Raw genomic sequence first — 14,962 nt, 5'->3', positions numbered from 1 at the left:
CCCCCATACCCCCCCATGGTGCATACGTACCCCTTATTAATTAAGTTTATTAATTAGATTGTTAATCTTAAGGTGAGTGTATCTCATTAACTGCCTGACATCTTTATGACCTGAGATTAAACTAACTTCAGGAATAGATAATCCTTTTTCAAAGAACCTTGATATTGCTTCATGTCTTAAGTCATGGAAATGTAAATCAACAATACCAGCTCTCTTAATCATCCTATACCAACTAAGTCTTACAGCATTAGAGCTGATAGAGTAGGGAAGCACTGACTTATCTATTATTTGTTTTACTTTATTAGTTAATGGTATTTTTCTAGGCGAACCATTCTTAGTGTCAGCTAAATAGATGTGGTTATCCTTAACATCATCCTTAGTAATAGATAGTATTTCACCTCTTCTCATACCTGTTTCAAGTGCAAGCTCTATTACATGTTCCATATTATTATTCTTAAACTTATGATTAAGAATATATTTAAGCTCATTATCACTTAATCTTCTTTCTCTTGGTGGGTTACACTTTGGTTTTTGGATATTAGATAATGGATTATGTGTTATTGGATAACACCACTGCTTGATAGCTGTGTTGTATATATGATGTAACAACACTAAATCATAGGCACAGGTTCTATTGCCATCCTTTATTCTTACACCTTTAAATTTAACAAAGTCTTTAGTTTTAAGTAGATAAACTTTGGTATTAGTGATGGGTTCTTTTAACAGCCTTAACAACCTTACTCTTTCTTGTATGAAGCCCTTCTTAGTGGGTGTTATCTCTAATAGGTATCTGTTAATTAAATATTTAAGAGTTAGATTTTTATCCAAAACTTCTAAATCAACACCAAGATTAATCTTACTTTCGTAAAACATACTCCATTTTTTAGCATCTTTAAGTTGGGTGAATGTTTTGCTTATTTGTTGTCCTTGTGTACGTACTTGTACTTGATATTTATTGTTTCGTTTTCTTATTGTTGACATTCTTTACTCCTGTGTGTGACAGGTTTGTGACAAAAAAAAGTTACATAGTGTTAATAAATTAAAAACCTATTATAAATCATCAAGAATTAAGTGGCGGGGTAGCTCAGTCGGTTAGAGCGCAGGACTCATAAGCCTGAGGTCAGTGGTTCGATTCCACTTCCCGCTACCAATTAACAAGCCTTATTTAAGGTTGAACATTTTCAAATATTAATTGCTCCACTCATGCTCCAATGAGAATTGGTCATTGCGTTATCTAGAAGAAGAAATAACAAGTGAGAAGCACGTGTTAGATAACAGATTAATTAAAAATTTAAGAACAAGGTGTTCCACTTGAACCTGAACATTTTCCACCTGCTTCATCTCTGATACTATTTTGATTTACTGCCCAAGAGCCATGGATACTTGAATCCCAACCACAATCAGATTGTGCTTGAGCTTGACTTTCTCTTTGGTCTCCACCTACAAGTATTTGATTATAACAATCATTTACAAATTCTCTCATATTACGTTGCCAGCCATCACCAGTGGTTGAAACAATTGTATTATCACACTTTCCATCAGGTGTATTCCATCGTCCTCTATCTTCTTTATAAGCAATCAACAACAATCTACATGCATCAGATGAAATAGGACATCCTCCACCGTCACCGAAACTTGCAAAATGTGAATAGCACACTAATTGAATTTGTCCTTTCCTATGTTGTGATTGCGCTAATGTATCAACTGTTACAGACTCCCATTCTAGATTGTATGGGTTTTTAAAATGACTAAAATGTTGTTGGACTGAAAATGCAAAATTATTACAAGTTGTATTTCCATCCATTTTTTCACTAACCATATTTCCATCTTCATCATATTCTGCAATAAAACTATCAAGACCATTGTTTGCAGCAGCTAATTCTAACTCAATTACTTTTGAAATTGTTTTCCAATTTGCAACAAGCACCCTGTTCTTTGCCATTTTAGTGTAACCTTGAAAACTAACAATACCTACACTTGCAAGAATACCAATGATGGCAACTACCACTAATAATTCAATTAAGGTAAAACCTTTTTTATTATTTATTACTTTCATTTTAAAAAAACATATAAATTTTCAATAGATATCAAATTCGTATTCTATCACTTTATCACGACATTTAGTTATTAGATACAGTTGTCCCTCTGACTGCCAATTATTGCTTAATTCATTTCCACTACTATCTCTTTTTAGAAGAGATACACTACCTCTCATATCATATCTATCTCCATCATAAATTTCCCTCCTTGCAGTACCACCAGAAACAGCACCAGAACCAGTGTAGGGATTAGTCATCGTTTTAAGTGTTGTTCTTGAACCTATATTTGAGTCTGGTTTTCTATGACTATCTTGACTAGAAATATCTCTTACAGTAAGACTGACTAATTGTTCAGTTGTCGTGTACCCCCACTGAGACGCAACTGACATGCCGTTATAGAACATAGTATCACAATCAAATTCCCAAGATTGTTCATTATTCCACAAAAAATTAATTGTTGGGTTAAGCTCACACCACATTATATTTTCATAAACAGCTTTAACTATGGTTCTAAAATTACCTTTGCAAGCTGATTCTTTAGCCCCAGCTGTATACCCATTATAAGCAACAACCCCGACAGATGATAAAATACCAATGATGGCAACTACCACCAATAATTCAATTAAGGTAAAACCTTTTTTATTATTTATTACTTTCATTTTTAAAATTATAATTGATTTGATGTATCTTTTTATATCAAAAGACGTCCATTTTAGGTTTAATAAACTAATGATATTTAAAAACCACTTTCTCTTACAAGAATAGCAATAATATTTTTACATTCTTATTTACGTATAGATATAAGGAGTCCCATTTATAAAAAAGGGTGGTGGGGTCATAACAACTTTCAATTTTCGAAATCCACTTGGTACCTCTATTGATATAAAATCTGTGCTCCACTCATGCTCCAATGCTCCAATAGAAGTTGACTAGAGTCTAAGTTTATGTAAATCTGAGTCTAGAAAGAAAAGAGCAGAGACAAAGGAGTTTTGAAGATGTTCTTGCAGGATGCGTTGGCTCCAAGGGTCATGGCGCAGGACTCATAAGCCTGAGGTCAGTGGTTCGATTCCACTTCCCGCTACCAATTAATGCCCTGGAAAATCCATTAAGTTTTCAACCTTATAACCTTTTTTAACTAAATTATCAGATCCACCTAGGTCAAAAAGATTAATTGCAAAAACAAATGCAGCAATTTTGGCATTAGACATTTCCACAAGTTTAGCTGCTGCTTCAGCTGTTCCACCTGTTGCTATTAAATCATCTATAATTAAAACTGAATCATCTTTGTCAATTGAATCTTTATGAACTTCAATAGTTGCAGTTCCATACTCCAATTCAAAATCAACTGAATGAGTTTCAGCCGGAAGTTTGTTTTTCTTTCTAAACATAATAAAAGGTTTTTTAAGAAGATAAGAAACAGCAGAAGCAAATACAAATCCTCTTGACTCAATTGCAGCAATTTTATCTATTTTATAATTTTTTGATCTTTCAATTATTTGATTAATACATTCTTCAAATGCATCTGCGTCTTTAATTAAAGTTGTAATATCTCTAAATAAAATTCCTTTTTTTGGATAATCTGGAATAGATCTAATATAATCTTTTAAAATCATGATATTAATATATTTATATCTTTAGTAAAAAAAATCTATGGACAAATTATTCCTAGCAGCAATTAAAGAAGAAACGATTGGATTAGACTATTTTAACCATGTTGGAGTTGGAAAAATTAATGCAACTTATAACACATTAAAGTTAATCAATATTTACAAACCAAAACTAATTATCAATTATGGTACTGCAGGTGCAATTAATACTAAGTTAAAAGGAATCGTTGAATGCACCAAATTTTATCAAAGAGATATGGATGTTAGAGGGTTAGATTTTGAATTAGGTGAGACACCTTTTGATAAAATTAAAGAAATTATTACATCAAAAGAAGGTTATTCTTGTGGAACAGGAGATAGTTTTGTTAATAAAAAAATAGATATAGAAGTTGATGTAGTTGATATGGAGGCCTACGCTATTGCAAAAGTTTGCAAGTTAGAGAAAATTGAATTTAAATGTTTTAAATACATATCTGATAATGCAGATGAAAATGCTGATAATGATTGGAACAAAAATCTAGCAAAAGGGGCTAGTGCATTTGCTAGTTTAATTAATGCTCAGTTTTAATTTAATTAAGTAAAATATCAAAAAATTGATTAATTGTTGAAAATTATCAATACACCTATATAAAACCGAGCAACTTAATATTAATAAAAAATTATAAGAGGGAATAATTTTTATGACTAAAGTAGGTGAGCATATAACTTTAGATATCATTGGCACTACTCAAGAATATGACCCTTCAATCTACGAGAACGTAATTCGTAAAATTGCAAAAGCTGCAGAAGTTACAATTCTTGAAATTTCAAAGTATAAATTTGAACCGCAAGGTTTTACTATCCTTGCCTTATTAGCGGAAAGTCATATCAGTTTTCATACGTTTCCAGAAAAAGGAATTATTAGTTTTGATTTTTTCACATGCGGGAAGGTAAGTCCTTCTATCGCCCTCGATATTGTTAAAAAAGAATTTAAACATAAGAGAATTGTCACAAAAGCTTTTGATAGAGATACTAAGTCTTTATATCATGACATTTACAGTTCACCTGGATTACAAAAATCATATGTTGTAAATGAAGTTTTAGAAGATTTTAAATCTAAAGTAGGTCAACATATTGAAATATTAGATTTAGAACAATTTGGTAAATCATTATTTATTGATAACGAAATTCAAGTCGCAACAAATGATGAAGTTTTGTATAGCTCAACATTTGTAAACGCTGCTTTAAAATTGAATAAAGATATGGGAACTGCTGCAATCATTGGTGGAGGTGATGGAGGAGTTGCAAGAGAGTGTACGTCTAAAGGTTTTGATTTTATAGACTGGTATGAACTTGATCCAGAAGTAGTTGAGGTTTGTAATAAACACCTTGGAAGCATTGGCAATAAATCAACTGAGAAAAATTCAGTTAAATGTATTTGGGGAGATGCTTTTGAAAGTATAAAGTCTGTTGAAGATGATAAATATGATAAAATTTTTGTAGATCTTAATGACGATCAGTTTTGCATAGATCTTGCAGCTAATAATATGGATTCGCTAATTAGAATATTAAAGCCAAATGGAGTAATTACTGCTCAAGTAGGCAGCCAAGATAAAAAACCAGAGCAAGTGGAGAAATGGCTAGATGTTTTCAATAAGAATTTTGGAAATACAACTTTGGATAGGGTTTACATCCCAAGTTTTGACTGTTCTTGGAACTTTTCATCATCAATTAATCACTAAAAATTTCTTTTTAAATTCTCAAATTTGTGAAATAAATCCTCATAATCATATGGAGGAAAAAATGAATATATTTAAAAAAACAATATTAAGTGTTCTTGCTTCTTTATTATTAATCGGAAATGTTTACGCTGATAAAATAAAGATTGGAACAGAAGGTGCTTACCCACCATGGAACTCTAAGGATGCTTCAGGTGCTCTTATTGGTTTTGAGGTTGAGTTAGCAGAAGAGCTATGCAAAATCATGGGTCACGAGTGTACTATCGTTGAACAAGATTGGGATGGAATGATTCCAGCTTTGTTAATGAGAAAGTTTGATGCGATCATGGCAGGAATGTCAATTACTGCAGAAAGACAAAAAACAATTACTTTTTCACAAGGTTATGCAGATGAAGTTGCAGCCCTTGCAGTAATGAAAGGTTCAAGTTTAGAAGGCATGGATACACCAGAAGGAATTAATTTAACTTTAGGTGGAAGTGCTGTTAAGAAAACTCTTAAAACTATAACTGCTGCACTTGCTGGAAAAACTGTTTGTACACAAACTGGAACTATTCACCAAAACTTTTTAGAGTCTGGTGATGTAGGCAAAGTAAATGTTAGAACTTATAAAACTCAAGATGAAGTAAATTTAGACTTAACTTCTGGTAGATGTGATGTTGCATTAGCTGCAGCTGTTGCATTCACTGATTATGCGGATAAATCAGGAAAACCAGTAGTATTAGTTGGACCTACTTTTTCAGGTGGTGCTTTTGGTAATGGTGTTGGTGTTGGAATTAGACAAGGTGGAGATGATGCAATCGGTACAAGAGATGCAAAACTTCTTAAAGATTTCAACAAAGCAATTAACACTGCTAGAAAACAAGGAATCATCAGCAAATTAGCGATCAAGCATTTTGGCTTTGACGCTTCTATGTAAATAATATTTTGAAAAGGCGACTATTTATTTAGTCGCCCTTTCGATATGGATCTTTTATCATTCGGAAAAACAGGCTGGGGAGACGAGTTGTTTTATGCAACTCTAATGACAATTGCAGTGGCAGTTACTGCAATGTTAATTGGTTTTTTATTTTCATTAATCTTTACGCCACTTAAATTATCAAATAATAAATTTCTAAATTTTATTGGTAATACGTACACTACAGTAATCAGGGGCGTTCCAGAATTATTAGTAATTTACCTTTTCTTTTTTGGGGGAAGTGGAGCCATAATGTACGTTGCTTCAATTTTTGGATACTTTGAATATATTGAGATTAATGCATTTATTACGGGCTCAGTTGCAATCGGTATTATATCTGGCGCTTATTCAACAGAAGTATTTAGAGGAGCGATACAATCAATAGATAAAGGTCAATTTGAAGCTGCCAAAGTTTTAGGGGTTAGTAAATTTGTACAATTTTATAAAATAATTCTACCTCAAATGTTAAGACTTGCTATTCCAAACTTAAGTAATGTTTGGCAAATCACTTTAAAAGATACATCTTTAATATCAGTTACAGGTTTAGTTGAGATTATGAGACAATCTTATATTGCAGCAGGTTCTACTAGAGATCCCTTATTCTTTTACTGTTTTGCGGCAGTTTTATATTTGATGCTTACGTTTTTAAGCATGAAACTAATTAACAGACTTGAAGTCAAATATAGCAGGGGCTTTTAATGGATTTTGATTTAATGATAACAAGTTTGCCAAAACTACTTAGTGCTGCAGTTATAACTTTAAAATTGTTATCAGCATCATTAATCATTGGTTTATTTATTGGATTTTTATTTGCAGTTTTAAGATTAAACAAAAACCCATTTATTAATAAATTTGCTTATGGATATTCTTATTTATTTAGAGGAACTCCATTATTAGTTCAGATATTTATAATTTATTATGGTCTTGGACAAATCGAGTGGTTAAGGTCAACTTTTCTTTGGGTCATTTTAAAAGAACCCTATTGGTGTGCAATTATTGCATTTGCCTTAAATACAGGGGCTTATACTTCAGAAATTTTAAGATCAGCTTTTCAAACTATAAAACCTGGAATAATTGAAGCGGGTAAAAGTTTAGGGATATCAAGTAAAATTATTTTATATAAAATTCAAATTCCTGTAGCGATCAGACAATCTTTACCAGCTTATGGTAATGAGATTATATTAATGATGAAGGGCACATCTCTTGCAAGCACGGTAACCTTAATGGATATTACAGGAGTTGCAAAACATATTGTATCAACGACTTATAAACCTTTAGAAGTGTTTCTTTTAGCAGGTGGAATTTATTTATTTATGACTTTTATTTTTCACAACTTGATAAAATATTTAGAAAAGAAATATAGTTTTCAATAAGAAGTGTATTCTTTAATCTCTTTAATCTTAGAGCCAGTGTGATTATTCATCTCTAATTTTATTTTAGCACGATCATCATTTAAAAAATGAACATCCCTTGATAATTTTATAAATTTTTCAGTAAAATCAGAATTTTTTTCACACAATCGTTTGTCATCTTCTATCACCCATAATTTTGCATTAATATTTTTCAGTGACTTAAAAAGTGTATTAAGTTTTTCGTCAGATTTAACATTGGTATCTAATTGATTTTTTAAAATACTGTGTTCATCATTAATAAATTTTAATTTTTCAGGATCTTTAATTTTTTCTTGTTTAATCTCTAAAATAGAAATTTTATCTAAAAGTTCACCAACTGATACTTCAACTAGAATTTTATTCATAAAAATTTATACTATGTTAAGTTGTTAGAAATATGTCTAATATTTTAGTTATCAAACATGGTTCTTTAGGAGATATAGCCCAAGCTTGTGGGGCAATTCAAGATATTTCTGAAAACCACCCTGAAGATCAAATACATATCTTAACAACAAAACCTTATTTTGAATTATTTAGGAAAAACCCATTCGTACACAATGTTATTTTAGACAAACGTAAATCAAGATTTAATTTAATTTATCTATATATGTTAATGAGAAACTTGAAAAAGAAGAATTTTAGAAAAGTTTATGATTTACAAAACTCATCTAGAACAAAATTTTATAAAAATATTTTATTTCCAAAAGCAAATTTTAATACTTGGTCTAGCTCAGAAACAACTTTGCCAAGTAATATTTCAAAAGATGAATTTGATAAAGACCCAGTTTTAAATAGATTTGATCATCAACTTAAAACCTCTGGAATTAAAACAGAGTACACCATGAAACCAAATTTTAGTTGGGCTGTCACTAACATTGATAATCTTAAACAAGAATTTAATTTAGATAAATATATTGTTTTATTTCCTTTTTGTTCAGCTCATCTAACTCATAAAAAGTGGCCTCATTACAATGAGCTAATTGAGTTAATTAAAAATAAATATAAAGACCAAATTAAAATTATTGTTGCACCTGGACCATCTGAAATTGACGATGCAAAGAACATTAATGCTATTTCAGTTTTAGATAAAGGTAAAGCTTTAGATATTTCTCAACTTGCAAGTTTGATTAAAGAAAGCTCATTTGTTATTGCAAATGATACTGGTCCAGCTCATATTTCAGCCCACCTTGGAGTGAAAGGTGTGACTTTATTTGGAAAACACACAACTGCTTACAAGGTTAGTATTGATAGAGAAAACTTTAAAGCAATACAAGTTGATGATTTAGAAAAATTAAGTGCAGCTAAAGTTTTAGAAAAAATATTAATTTAATTTATTACCAATAATTTTCAATATTACAGGAACAGTGAAGAGTATCATCAGTAATCTAATAATATGATGAAATGCTACAAAGTTAGGGTCTAAATCAAAAGCAATTGCTATAACTGCTACTTCATAAATTCCCCCAGGAGAAAAAGATAAAAGTAGAGTTAAGAAATTGGTATCAACAAAATATGTTGCAACAATTGCAGCTAATAATCCAAGAGCTACAAGTATTACAGTTGCAACTAAACTATGAAATGAATTACCCGCAACTTCTTTTAGTGATTTATCTGCAAAACGACAACCCACAGAAGCACCTAAAATAAGCAAACAAAAATTTATACTTTCATCTGGTAGTTTGTAGGAGGCAACTTCAGTTATTTGCAAAATTCCACTTGCAACTAATGTCCCAGATAATAATGAAGCAGGAACACCAATTTTATCAAATAAGAAAATTAATAATATCGAACCTATTAAGAGAATTAAAAGATGAAAATGGTTTTGATCAAGATAATTAAATTTTTCAATTGTTAGAGCTTCATTTGTTGAATAGCTAACAACAAAAAAAGGAATGACAGTTATTATTATAATTAACCTAATTAAATGTGATGTAGCAACTTGCGATAAGTCAGATTTTTCATGTTCTGCCAATATCATCAAAGGTCCTAAAGCACCTGGGGCTGCTGAAAAAATAGATGTTTTGACATTATAACCTGAAAATTTTTGTAAATATTTTGAAACAATTAAAATACTTATTAAAATATAGACAAACATTATTATTGAAGTCCACACCCATTCAGTCATCTGATTGATTAAATTTTGATCTATATAATTTCCAATATGAAGACCAAGAACTATTAAAATTGAACTTAAAGCTAGTTTTGGCATTTTAATTTTTAATCCACTTAAGGCTGCAACTGAAACTGCAAGCATAGGACCAAGCATCCACGCTAATGGGATATTAAAATAGTCAGCTACAATTGCGCTCGGAATAGAAATTAAAATAACTAATAGAAATTTTTTAGAAAATAATTCTTTAATGTTTAAGGAATTAAATTGAATAGAAGAATTTTTCATTAACAAATATTCTTTTATCATTTACTTTAAAAAAGATAGCAGAAAAGAAACTTTCGTAATTAAAGATATCTATTTTTTTTATTAATAAAATATTTGAGATAACACTTGCTTATTTCCTAAAGAAAGAAAATCAACGTTAAGTTGCATTCTATTCAAAAACTTGCTTTCAAGACCATAGTATAATTAACTGCAAATATTAAAAACTAACAATAGAGGAATATAATGAAAAACATTAAAAAATTAGTTTCAGTATTATTCTCAGCAATTCTATTATTCTCTGCAACAGCAACAAATTCAATCGCAATGGATAAAATTCATTTCGTAATTGGTGGTGGTGCTGGCGGTGGATGGGATGGAACTGCTAGAGGTACTGGAGAAGCTTTAACAAAATCAGGAATGTTAAAAAGTGCATCATTTGAAAATATGTCAGGTGGTGGTGGTGGAAAAGCTTTAGCTTTCATGATTAACACTAAGCCTAAAAATACAATTTTAGTACAATCTACACCGCTAGTTTTAAGATCTATTACTAGACACGAAGGTTATGTTACAGGATCTGGAGTTTTATCTTATAAAGATGTTACACCGATCGCTGGTGTAATTGGTGACTACGGTGCGATTGCGGTTGCAAAAAACTCACCTTATAAAAACTTTAAAGATGTAGTTGATGCATATAAAAAGAATCCAAGCTCTATCAAAATGGCTGGTGGATCAGTAAGAGGAAGTATGGACCATTTAATTGGTGCTTTAGCTTTCCAAGCTGCTGGTGCTAATCCAAATGATGTTGCTTACATTCCTTATGATGCTGGTGGAAAAGCGTTAGCTGGACTTTTATCTGGAGAAACTCAAATTATCTCTACAGGTTTAGGTGAACTTATGGGTGCAAGAGACCAAGTAAGAATTATTGGTATCACTGCTCCTTCAAGAATAGCTGATGCACCAGATGCACCAACTCTAAAAGAACAAGGATATGATGTTCAGTTCGTAAACTGGAGAGGATTTTTTGGACCTCCAAATATGAGTAATAAAGATAAAAAAGCTTTATCTACAATGTTAGGTAAAGTGATGGAAACTCCTGAATGGGAAGCTGTTAGAAAAAGAAATGCTTGGGTTAATATTTATAACTCAGATAAGGATTTTGTTAAATTCTTAGATGCACAAACTGTAGAAATGACAGCTCTTATGAAGAAATTAGGAGTTATATAATCCTTTAGGATTATTTAAAAATTAGAGCAGTGAATATAAATACTACTAAAATTATATCACTGCTCTTTTTTATTTTTTCAGCATTCTATTTATATATCGCATATCAAATTCAAGTTTTTTCATTTGATGAAAACGCACCTTTTAATGCCAGAACGTTTCCAATTTATTTAGGTTATGCAGGTTTATTTTTTTCTGGTTTAAAAATTATTTTACCAGAGCCCAATACCATTAAAGTTAATCATAAAAACTTAGAGTATAAAAAAACAGCTATACTTGTGCTCATAGCAATTATTTATGGAGTAACTATATTAAAAGTAGGTTATTTTTTAACGACCTCTCTATTTCTAGCATCTTCTTATTATGCGTTAGGTGAGAGAAGGTGGAAGTTAATATTTTTACTCTCTTTCCCTTTTGTGGGTGCTTTTATGTATCTATTGCATGGAGTACTTGAAATTTATTTAAGAGATCCATTTTTAAAACTAATTGGAGTTATGGGATGATTGAAGGAATTTTAATTGGTTTAAAAACAGCTCTTACATTTCAAAACATATTTATGGTTATGATTGGTTGTTTTTTTGGAACCATCATTGGAATGCTACCAGGTCTTGGACCAATGACAGCAATTGCATTAATGATACCTATTACTTATGGTTTTGATCCAGCTACTGGATTAATTTTAATGGCAGGTGTTTATTATGGTGCAGTATTTGGTGGATCAACTTCATCAATTTTATTAAATGCCCCGGGTGTTCCTGGAACTGTTGCAACATCATTTGATGGATATCCAATGGCTCAACAAGGAAAAGCTGGAAAAGCATTAGCGATTGCTGCTTGGAGTTCTTTTGCAGGTGGAACCCTTGCTTCAATTTATTTATTATTTCTTGCACCAAGCTTATCTAAAGTAAGCTTATCTTTCAGATCACCAGATTATTTTGCTTTAATGATTTTAGGTTTAACAGCCATTGCAGCTTTTTCATCAAAGGGGCAATTTTTAAAAGCAATGATGATGGTTGTTTTAGGTTTAATGTTAGCATCAGTTGGTCAAGATTCTTTATCTGATATTTCAAGATTTACTTTTAACAATATGAATTTATCCGATGGGATAAGTTTTGTTTTAGTTGTAATGGCAACTTTTGCTATGAGTGAAGCTTTAACAATTATTTTAAAACGAAATGATCCATCTGCAGTTGCCAAACAAGTTTCATTAACAGAACTTGGTTCGATTAAAATTAACAAGGAAGAAAGAACCAAAATGTTAAAAGCTATTCCTCGAAACTCAGTTATTGGTTTTTTAATTGGAGTTTTACCAGGTGCGGGTGCAACTATTGCTTCATTTCTAGCCTATGGAATGGAAAGAAATTTTGTTAGTGATGAAGAGAAAGAAAAATTTGGTAAAGGTAGTGTTCATGGCTTAACTGCACCAGAAACTGCAAACAATGCAGCATGTTCTGGAGCTTTTGTGCCTTTATTAACTTTAGGAATACCTGGAAGTGGAACAACCGCTGTAATGCTTGGTGCTTTATTAGGATTTGGAATTCAACCAGGCCCTAGACTTTATATAACTAATCCTGAAATCTTTTGGTCAGTTATTATGTCGATGTATATTGGAATGGTAGTATTACTTATTCTAAACTTGCCCTTAATACCTTACATAGCAAGAATACTTGCTGTACCTAAAAATTATTTAATTCCACTTATTTTATTTTTTTCAATTACAGGAATTTACGTAATGTCATTTAATAATTTTGACATTTATTTAATGATTGGAATTGCAGTTGTTGCAACGTTTATGCGCTTATATGATTTTCCAATGCCACCACTTATATTAGCCTTTGTCCTCGGTGGATTAATGGAAGAAAATTTAAGAAGATCTTTATTAATAAGTGATGGTTCTTGGACTTTTTTATGGGACAGACCTCTTACTGCTGCAATAATAGGAGTTACAATTCTAATTGTTGGGTGGCAAATTTATAAAACAATTAAGAGTAAAAAGATTTAGTTTAGAATTTTTTTATATTCTTCAATAATAGTACTCCACTTAAATTTAGCAGAATTTTCTTTGGCAGCTTTTCCATACTCTTGGAATTTATTATTTTCTAACATTAAATTAATTGATGAATAAACTTCATCTAATTCATTGCCATTACAGATTAAACCTGTTTTTTCATGCTCGATTGCATCTGCTGCTCCTCCATCTTTTCCACCAAGAGAGGGCAATCCATATTGAGCAGCTTCAACATAAGCTATCCCAAATCCTTCAACAGATTTTTTATGAACAATAGATGGCATGACAAAAATATTAGATTTAGCAACTAGTGCATTTTTTAATTCGTTAGAAATATCTTTAAAAAACATCACTTGTGGCTGAAGGCCCAATTCTGCTACTAATTTTTTAATATTTTCCTCTTCATCGCCGTAACCCACACAAATGTAAATAATACTAGGGTAGATTTGTTTTAAATTTCGAAGCGCCATGATTACTTTTTCATGGTTTTTTCTTTTATCAAATCTAGAAACAGTAATTAATTTTGGAGACTTATGTTTTAATAAATTCTCTACTTTATCTAAAGTTTTTTTATCTAATTCTTCAACAGGATCAACACCTGGATTTATAACTACAATTTTATCTTGCTGAACTCCCAATGAAATAGCTAAATTTTTAGTGTACTCAGAATTAGCAACGATGGTTTCAACACTATCTAAAACCTCCAATACTCTTTTATTAAGAGAGGTACCTTTTTCATGATTAATTTCTTTACCATGGATCAAGCATATCTTTTTTTTATTAGTTTTAAGATGTTCTAAACTTTTCCAATGATCAGCAATAATGCCATCAATCTTATTTTCTTTAATAAATTCATTAATCAATTGAGCTTTTCTATATTTTCTAAGAAGTTTTATGCCACCTACACGCTCTATTGAAAAAGAAACTTGCTCATCAAATAATTTATGATTTTCATGATAATCAGCGAATACTTTTATCATGTAATGTTTTGAAAGTTCATTTGCTAAACCCCACATTAAATTCTGCATACCTCCAACTTCTGGAGGGAACGTTTTTGTAACTATTAAGTACATTAATTATCTAACCATTTGATACTACAGCCAACACTTGGAATTTGCGTTTCAGGACCTTTGCCCGTCTCTGCAATTTGTTTCATTGCACTATATAAATCACTATCACCAGCTCTTACTGGTTTTAAATTATCCAATTCTCTTATACGACCTCTGTATTGTAATTCTAAATTATTATTGTATCCAAAAAAATCAGGAGTGCATACTGCATCATAACTTTTTGCAACATTTTGAGTTTCATCAAATAAATATGGAAAATTAAATTGATGTTTTCTTGCAAATTCGATCATATTTTCAAAACTATCTTCAGGATAATTTATCGGATCGTTTGCTGAAATAGCCACAGCTTTTACTCCATGTTTTTCTAAATTTTTGCAATCTTCAACAATGTCTTTAATAATTGCTTTTACATAAGGGCAGTGGTTACAAATAAACATAACCAAAGTTCCATTTGTCCCTTTAACATCATTTAATTTAATAATTTCGTTATTAGTGGACTTTAATTCAAAGCTTTTAGCAGCTTGTCCAAAATCACATATTGGAGTTTTTAACGGCATGTTATAATAATATATATGT

17 protein-coding genes and 1 tRNA gene are annotated in these 14,962 nt (G+C 30.9%); 10 read left to right on the top strand and 8 right to left on the bottom strand.

Going from position 1 to position 14,962, the window contains the following annotated elements:
- Positions 1-36: 36 nt before the first annotated feature.
- The gene (locus AC5SL4_RS04145; RefSeq protein WP_494587132.1) at positions 37-981 is read right to left on the bottom strand and encodes a site-specific integrase; all 945 of its coding nucleotides are present in this window, start codon (positions 979-981) and stop codon (positions 37-39) included.
- A 92-nt stretch (positions 982-1,073) separates the two neighbouring features.
- Between AC5SL4_RS04145 and AC5SL4_RS04140 the strand changes: the two genes are divergently transcribed.
- Positions 1,074-1,150: transfer RNA gene (locus AC5SL4_RS04140), tRNA-Met, on the top strand.
- Positions 1,151-1,291: 141 nt separating this feature from the next.
- On the opposite strand, the gene AC5SL4_RS04135 is transcribed toward AC5SL4_RS04140, so the two are convergent.
- The 3 genes from AC5SL4_RS04135 to AC5SL4_RS04125 form a co-directional block, all read right to left on the bottom strand.
- Entirely contained in the window at positions 1,292-2,056 is a 765-nt protein-coding gene (locus tag AC5SL4_RS04135) for a type IV pilin protein (protein WP_494587131.1), read from the bottom strand.
- 21 nt (positions 2,057-2,077) lie between these two features.
- Positions 2,078-2,698 carry a pilin gene (locus tag AC5SL4_RS04130; protein WP_494587130.1) on the bottom strand — a complete coding sequence of 207 codons (621 nt, stop codon included), beginning with the start codon at positions 2,696-2,698 and terminating at the stop codon, positions 2,078-2,080.
- Positions 2,699-3,124: 426 nt separating this feature from the next.
- The gene (locus AC5SL4_RS04125) at positions 3,125-3,652 is read right to left on the bottom strand and encodes an adenine phosphoribosyltransferase (protein ID WP_494587129.1); all 528 of its coding nucleotides are present in this window, start codon (positions 3,650-3,652) and stop codon (positions 3,125-3,127) included.
- Between the two features lie 37 nt (positions 3,653-3,689).
- Here AC5SL4_RS04125 and AC5SL4_RS04120 point away from each other — a divergent pair, with 37 nt between their 5' ends.
- From AC5SL4_RS04120 to AC5SL4_RS04100, 5 genes are all read left to right on the top strand, one after another.
- Positions 3,690-4,214, top strand: coding sequence for a 5'-methylthioadenosine/S-adenosylhomocysteine nucleosidase (locus AC5SL4_RS04120; protein ID WP_494587128.1), 525 nt, complete (start codon positions 3,690-3,692; stop codon positions 4,212-4,214).
- Positions 4,215-4,326: 112 nt separating this feature from the next.
- Positions 4,327-5,367, top strand: coding sequence for an adenosylmethionine decarboxylase (gene speD, locus AC5SL4_RS04115; RefSeq protein WP_494587127.1), 1,041 nt, complete (start codon positions 4,327-4,329; stop codon positions 5,365-5,367).
- Positions 5,270-6,280: a transporter substrate-binding domain-containing protein gene (locus AC5SL4_RS04110; RefSeq protein ID WP_494587125.1), complete on the top strand. Its 1,011-nt coding sequence runs from the start codon at positions 5,270-5,272 to the stop codon at positions 6,278-6,280. Before speD ends, AC5SL4_RS04110 begins: the two co-directional genes overlap by 98 nt.
- A 45-nt stretch (positions 6,281-6,325) precedes the next feature.
- Positions 6,326-7,018, top strand: coding sequence for an ABC transporter permease (locus AC5SL4_RS04105; protein WP_006996681.1), 693 nt, complete (start codon positions 6,326-6,328; stop codon positions 7,016-7,018).
- Entirely contained in the window at positions 7,018-7,692 is a 675-nt protein-coding gene (locus AC5SL4_RS04100; protein ID WP_006996682.1) for an ABC transporter permease, read from the top strand. Before AC5SL4_RS04105 ends, AC5SL4_RS04100 begins: the two co-directional genes overlap by 1 nt.
- On the opposite strand, the gene AC5SL4_RS04095 is transcribed toward AC5SL4_RS04100, so the two are convergent.
- Positions 7,686-8,075: a DUF6165 family protein gene (locus AC5SL4_RS04095; RefSeq protein ID WP_494587124.1), complete on the bottom strand. Its 390-nt coding sequence runs from the start codon at positions 8,073-8,075 to the stop codon at positions 7,686-7,688. The genes AC5SL4_RS04100 and AC5SL4_RS04095 overlap by 7 nt on opposite strands.
- A gap of 32 nt (positions 8,076-8,107) precedes the next feature.
- On the opposite strand from AC5SL4_RS04095, the gene AC5SL4_RS04090 reads away from it, so the two are divergent.
- Positions 8,108-9,040, top strand: a complete 933-nt coding sequence (locus tag AC5SL4_RS04090; RefSeq protein WP_494587123.1) for a glycosyltransferase family 9 protein — start codon at positions 8,108-8,110, stop codon at positions 9,038-9,040.
- Here AC5SL4_RS04090 and AC5SL4_RS04085 read toward each other — a convergent pair.
- Positions 9,032-10,108 (bottom strand): AbrB family transcriptional regulator, encoded by a 1,077-nt coding sequence (locus AC5SL4_RS04085; RefSeq protein ID WP_494587122.1) that lies wholly within the window; start codon positions 10,106-10,108, stop codon positions 9,032-9,034. The two genes, AC5SL4_RS04090 and AC5SL4_RS04085, sit on opposite strands and share 9 nt — an antisense overlap.
- 222 nt (positions 10,109-10,330) lie before the next feature.
- On the opposite strand from AC5SL4_RS04085, the gene AC5SL4_RS04080 reads away from it, so the two are divergent.
- Genes AC5SL4_RS04080 through AC5SL4_RS04070 form a run of 3 tightly spaced genes read left to right on the top strand, consistent with a single transcriptional unit; the run spans position 10,331 to position 13,310 of the window.
- Complete coding sequence (locus AC5SL4_RS04080; protein WP_027307035.1) at positions 10,331-11,311, top strand: tripartite tricarboxylate transporter substrate binding protein; 981 nt, start codon at positions 10,331-10,333, stop codon at positions 11,309-11,311.
- A 29-nt stretch (positions 11,312-11,340) separates the two neighbouring features.
- Positions 11,341-11,811 carry a tripartite tricarboxylate transporter TctB family protein gene (locus AC5SL4_RS04075; RefSeq protein WP_011282218.1) on the top strand — a complete coding sequence of 157 codons (471 nt, stop codon included), beginning with the start codon at positions 11,341-11,343 and terminating at the stop codon, positions 11,809-11,811.
- Positions 11,808-13,310 carry a tripartite tricarboxylate transporter permease gene (locus AC5SL4_RS04070; RefSeq protein WP_494587121.1) on the top strand — a complete coding sequence of 501 codons (1,503 nt, stop codon included), beginning with the start codon at positions 11,808-11,810 and terminating at the stop codon, positions 13,308-13,310. Before AC5SL4_RS04075 ends, AC5SL4_RS04070 begins: the two co-directional genes overlap by 4 nt.
- Here AC5SL4_RS04070 and AC5SL4_RS04065 read toward each other — a convergent pair.
- Together AC5SL4_RS04065 and AC5SL4_RS04060 are read right to left on the bottom strand one after the other, a co-directional pair.
- The gene (locus AC5SL4_RS04065) at positions 13,307-14,389 is read right to left on the bottom strand and encodes a glycosyltransferase family 4 protein (RefSeq protein ID WP_041185794.1); all 1,083 of its coding nucleotides are present in this window, start codon (positions 14,387-14,389) and stop codon (positions 13,307-13,309) included. The genes AC5SL4_RS04070 and AC5SL4_RS04065 overlap by 4 nt on opposite strands.
- Positions 14,389-14,943, bottom strand: coding sequence for a thioredoxin family protein (locus AC5SL4_RS04060; RefSeq protein ID WP_494587119.1), 555 nt, complete (start codon positions 14,941-14,943; stop codon positions 14,389-14,391). The genes AC5SL4_RS04065 and AC5SL4_RS04060 overlap by 1 nt, the downstream gene beginning before the upstream one ends.
- Positions 14,944-14,962 lie beyond the last annotated feature (19 nt).

This window comes from Candidatus Pelagibacter sp. PS_02, from assembly GCF_059418065.1.
The sequence above is the reverse complement of the archived record's forward strand: the minus strand, read 5'-3'. Positions and strand labels throughout refer to the sequence as shown.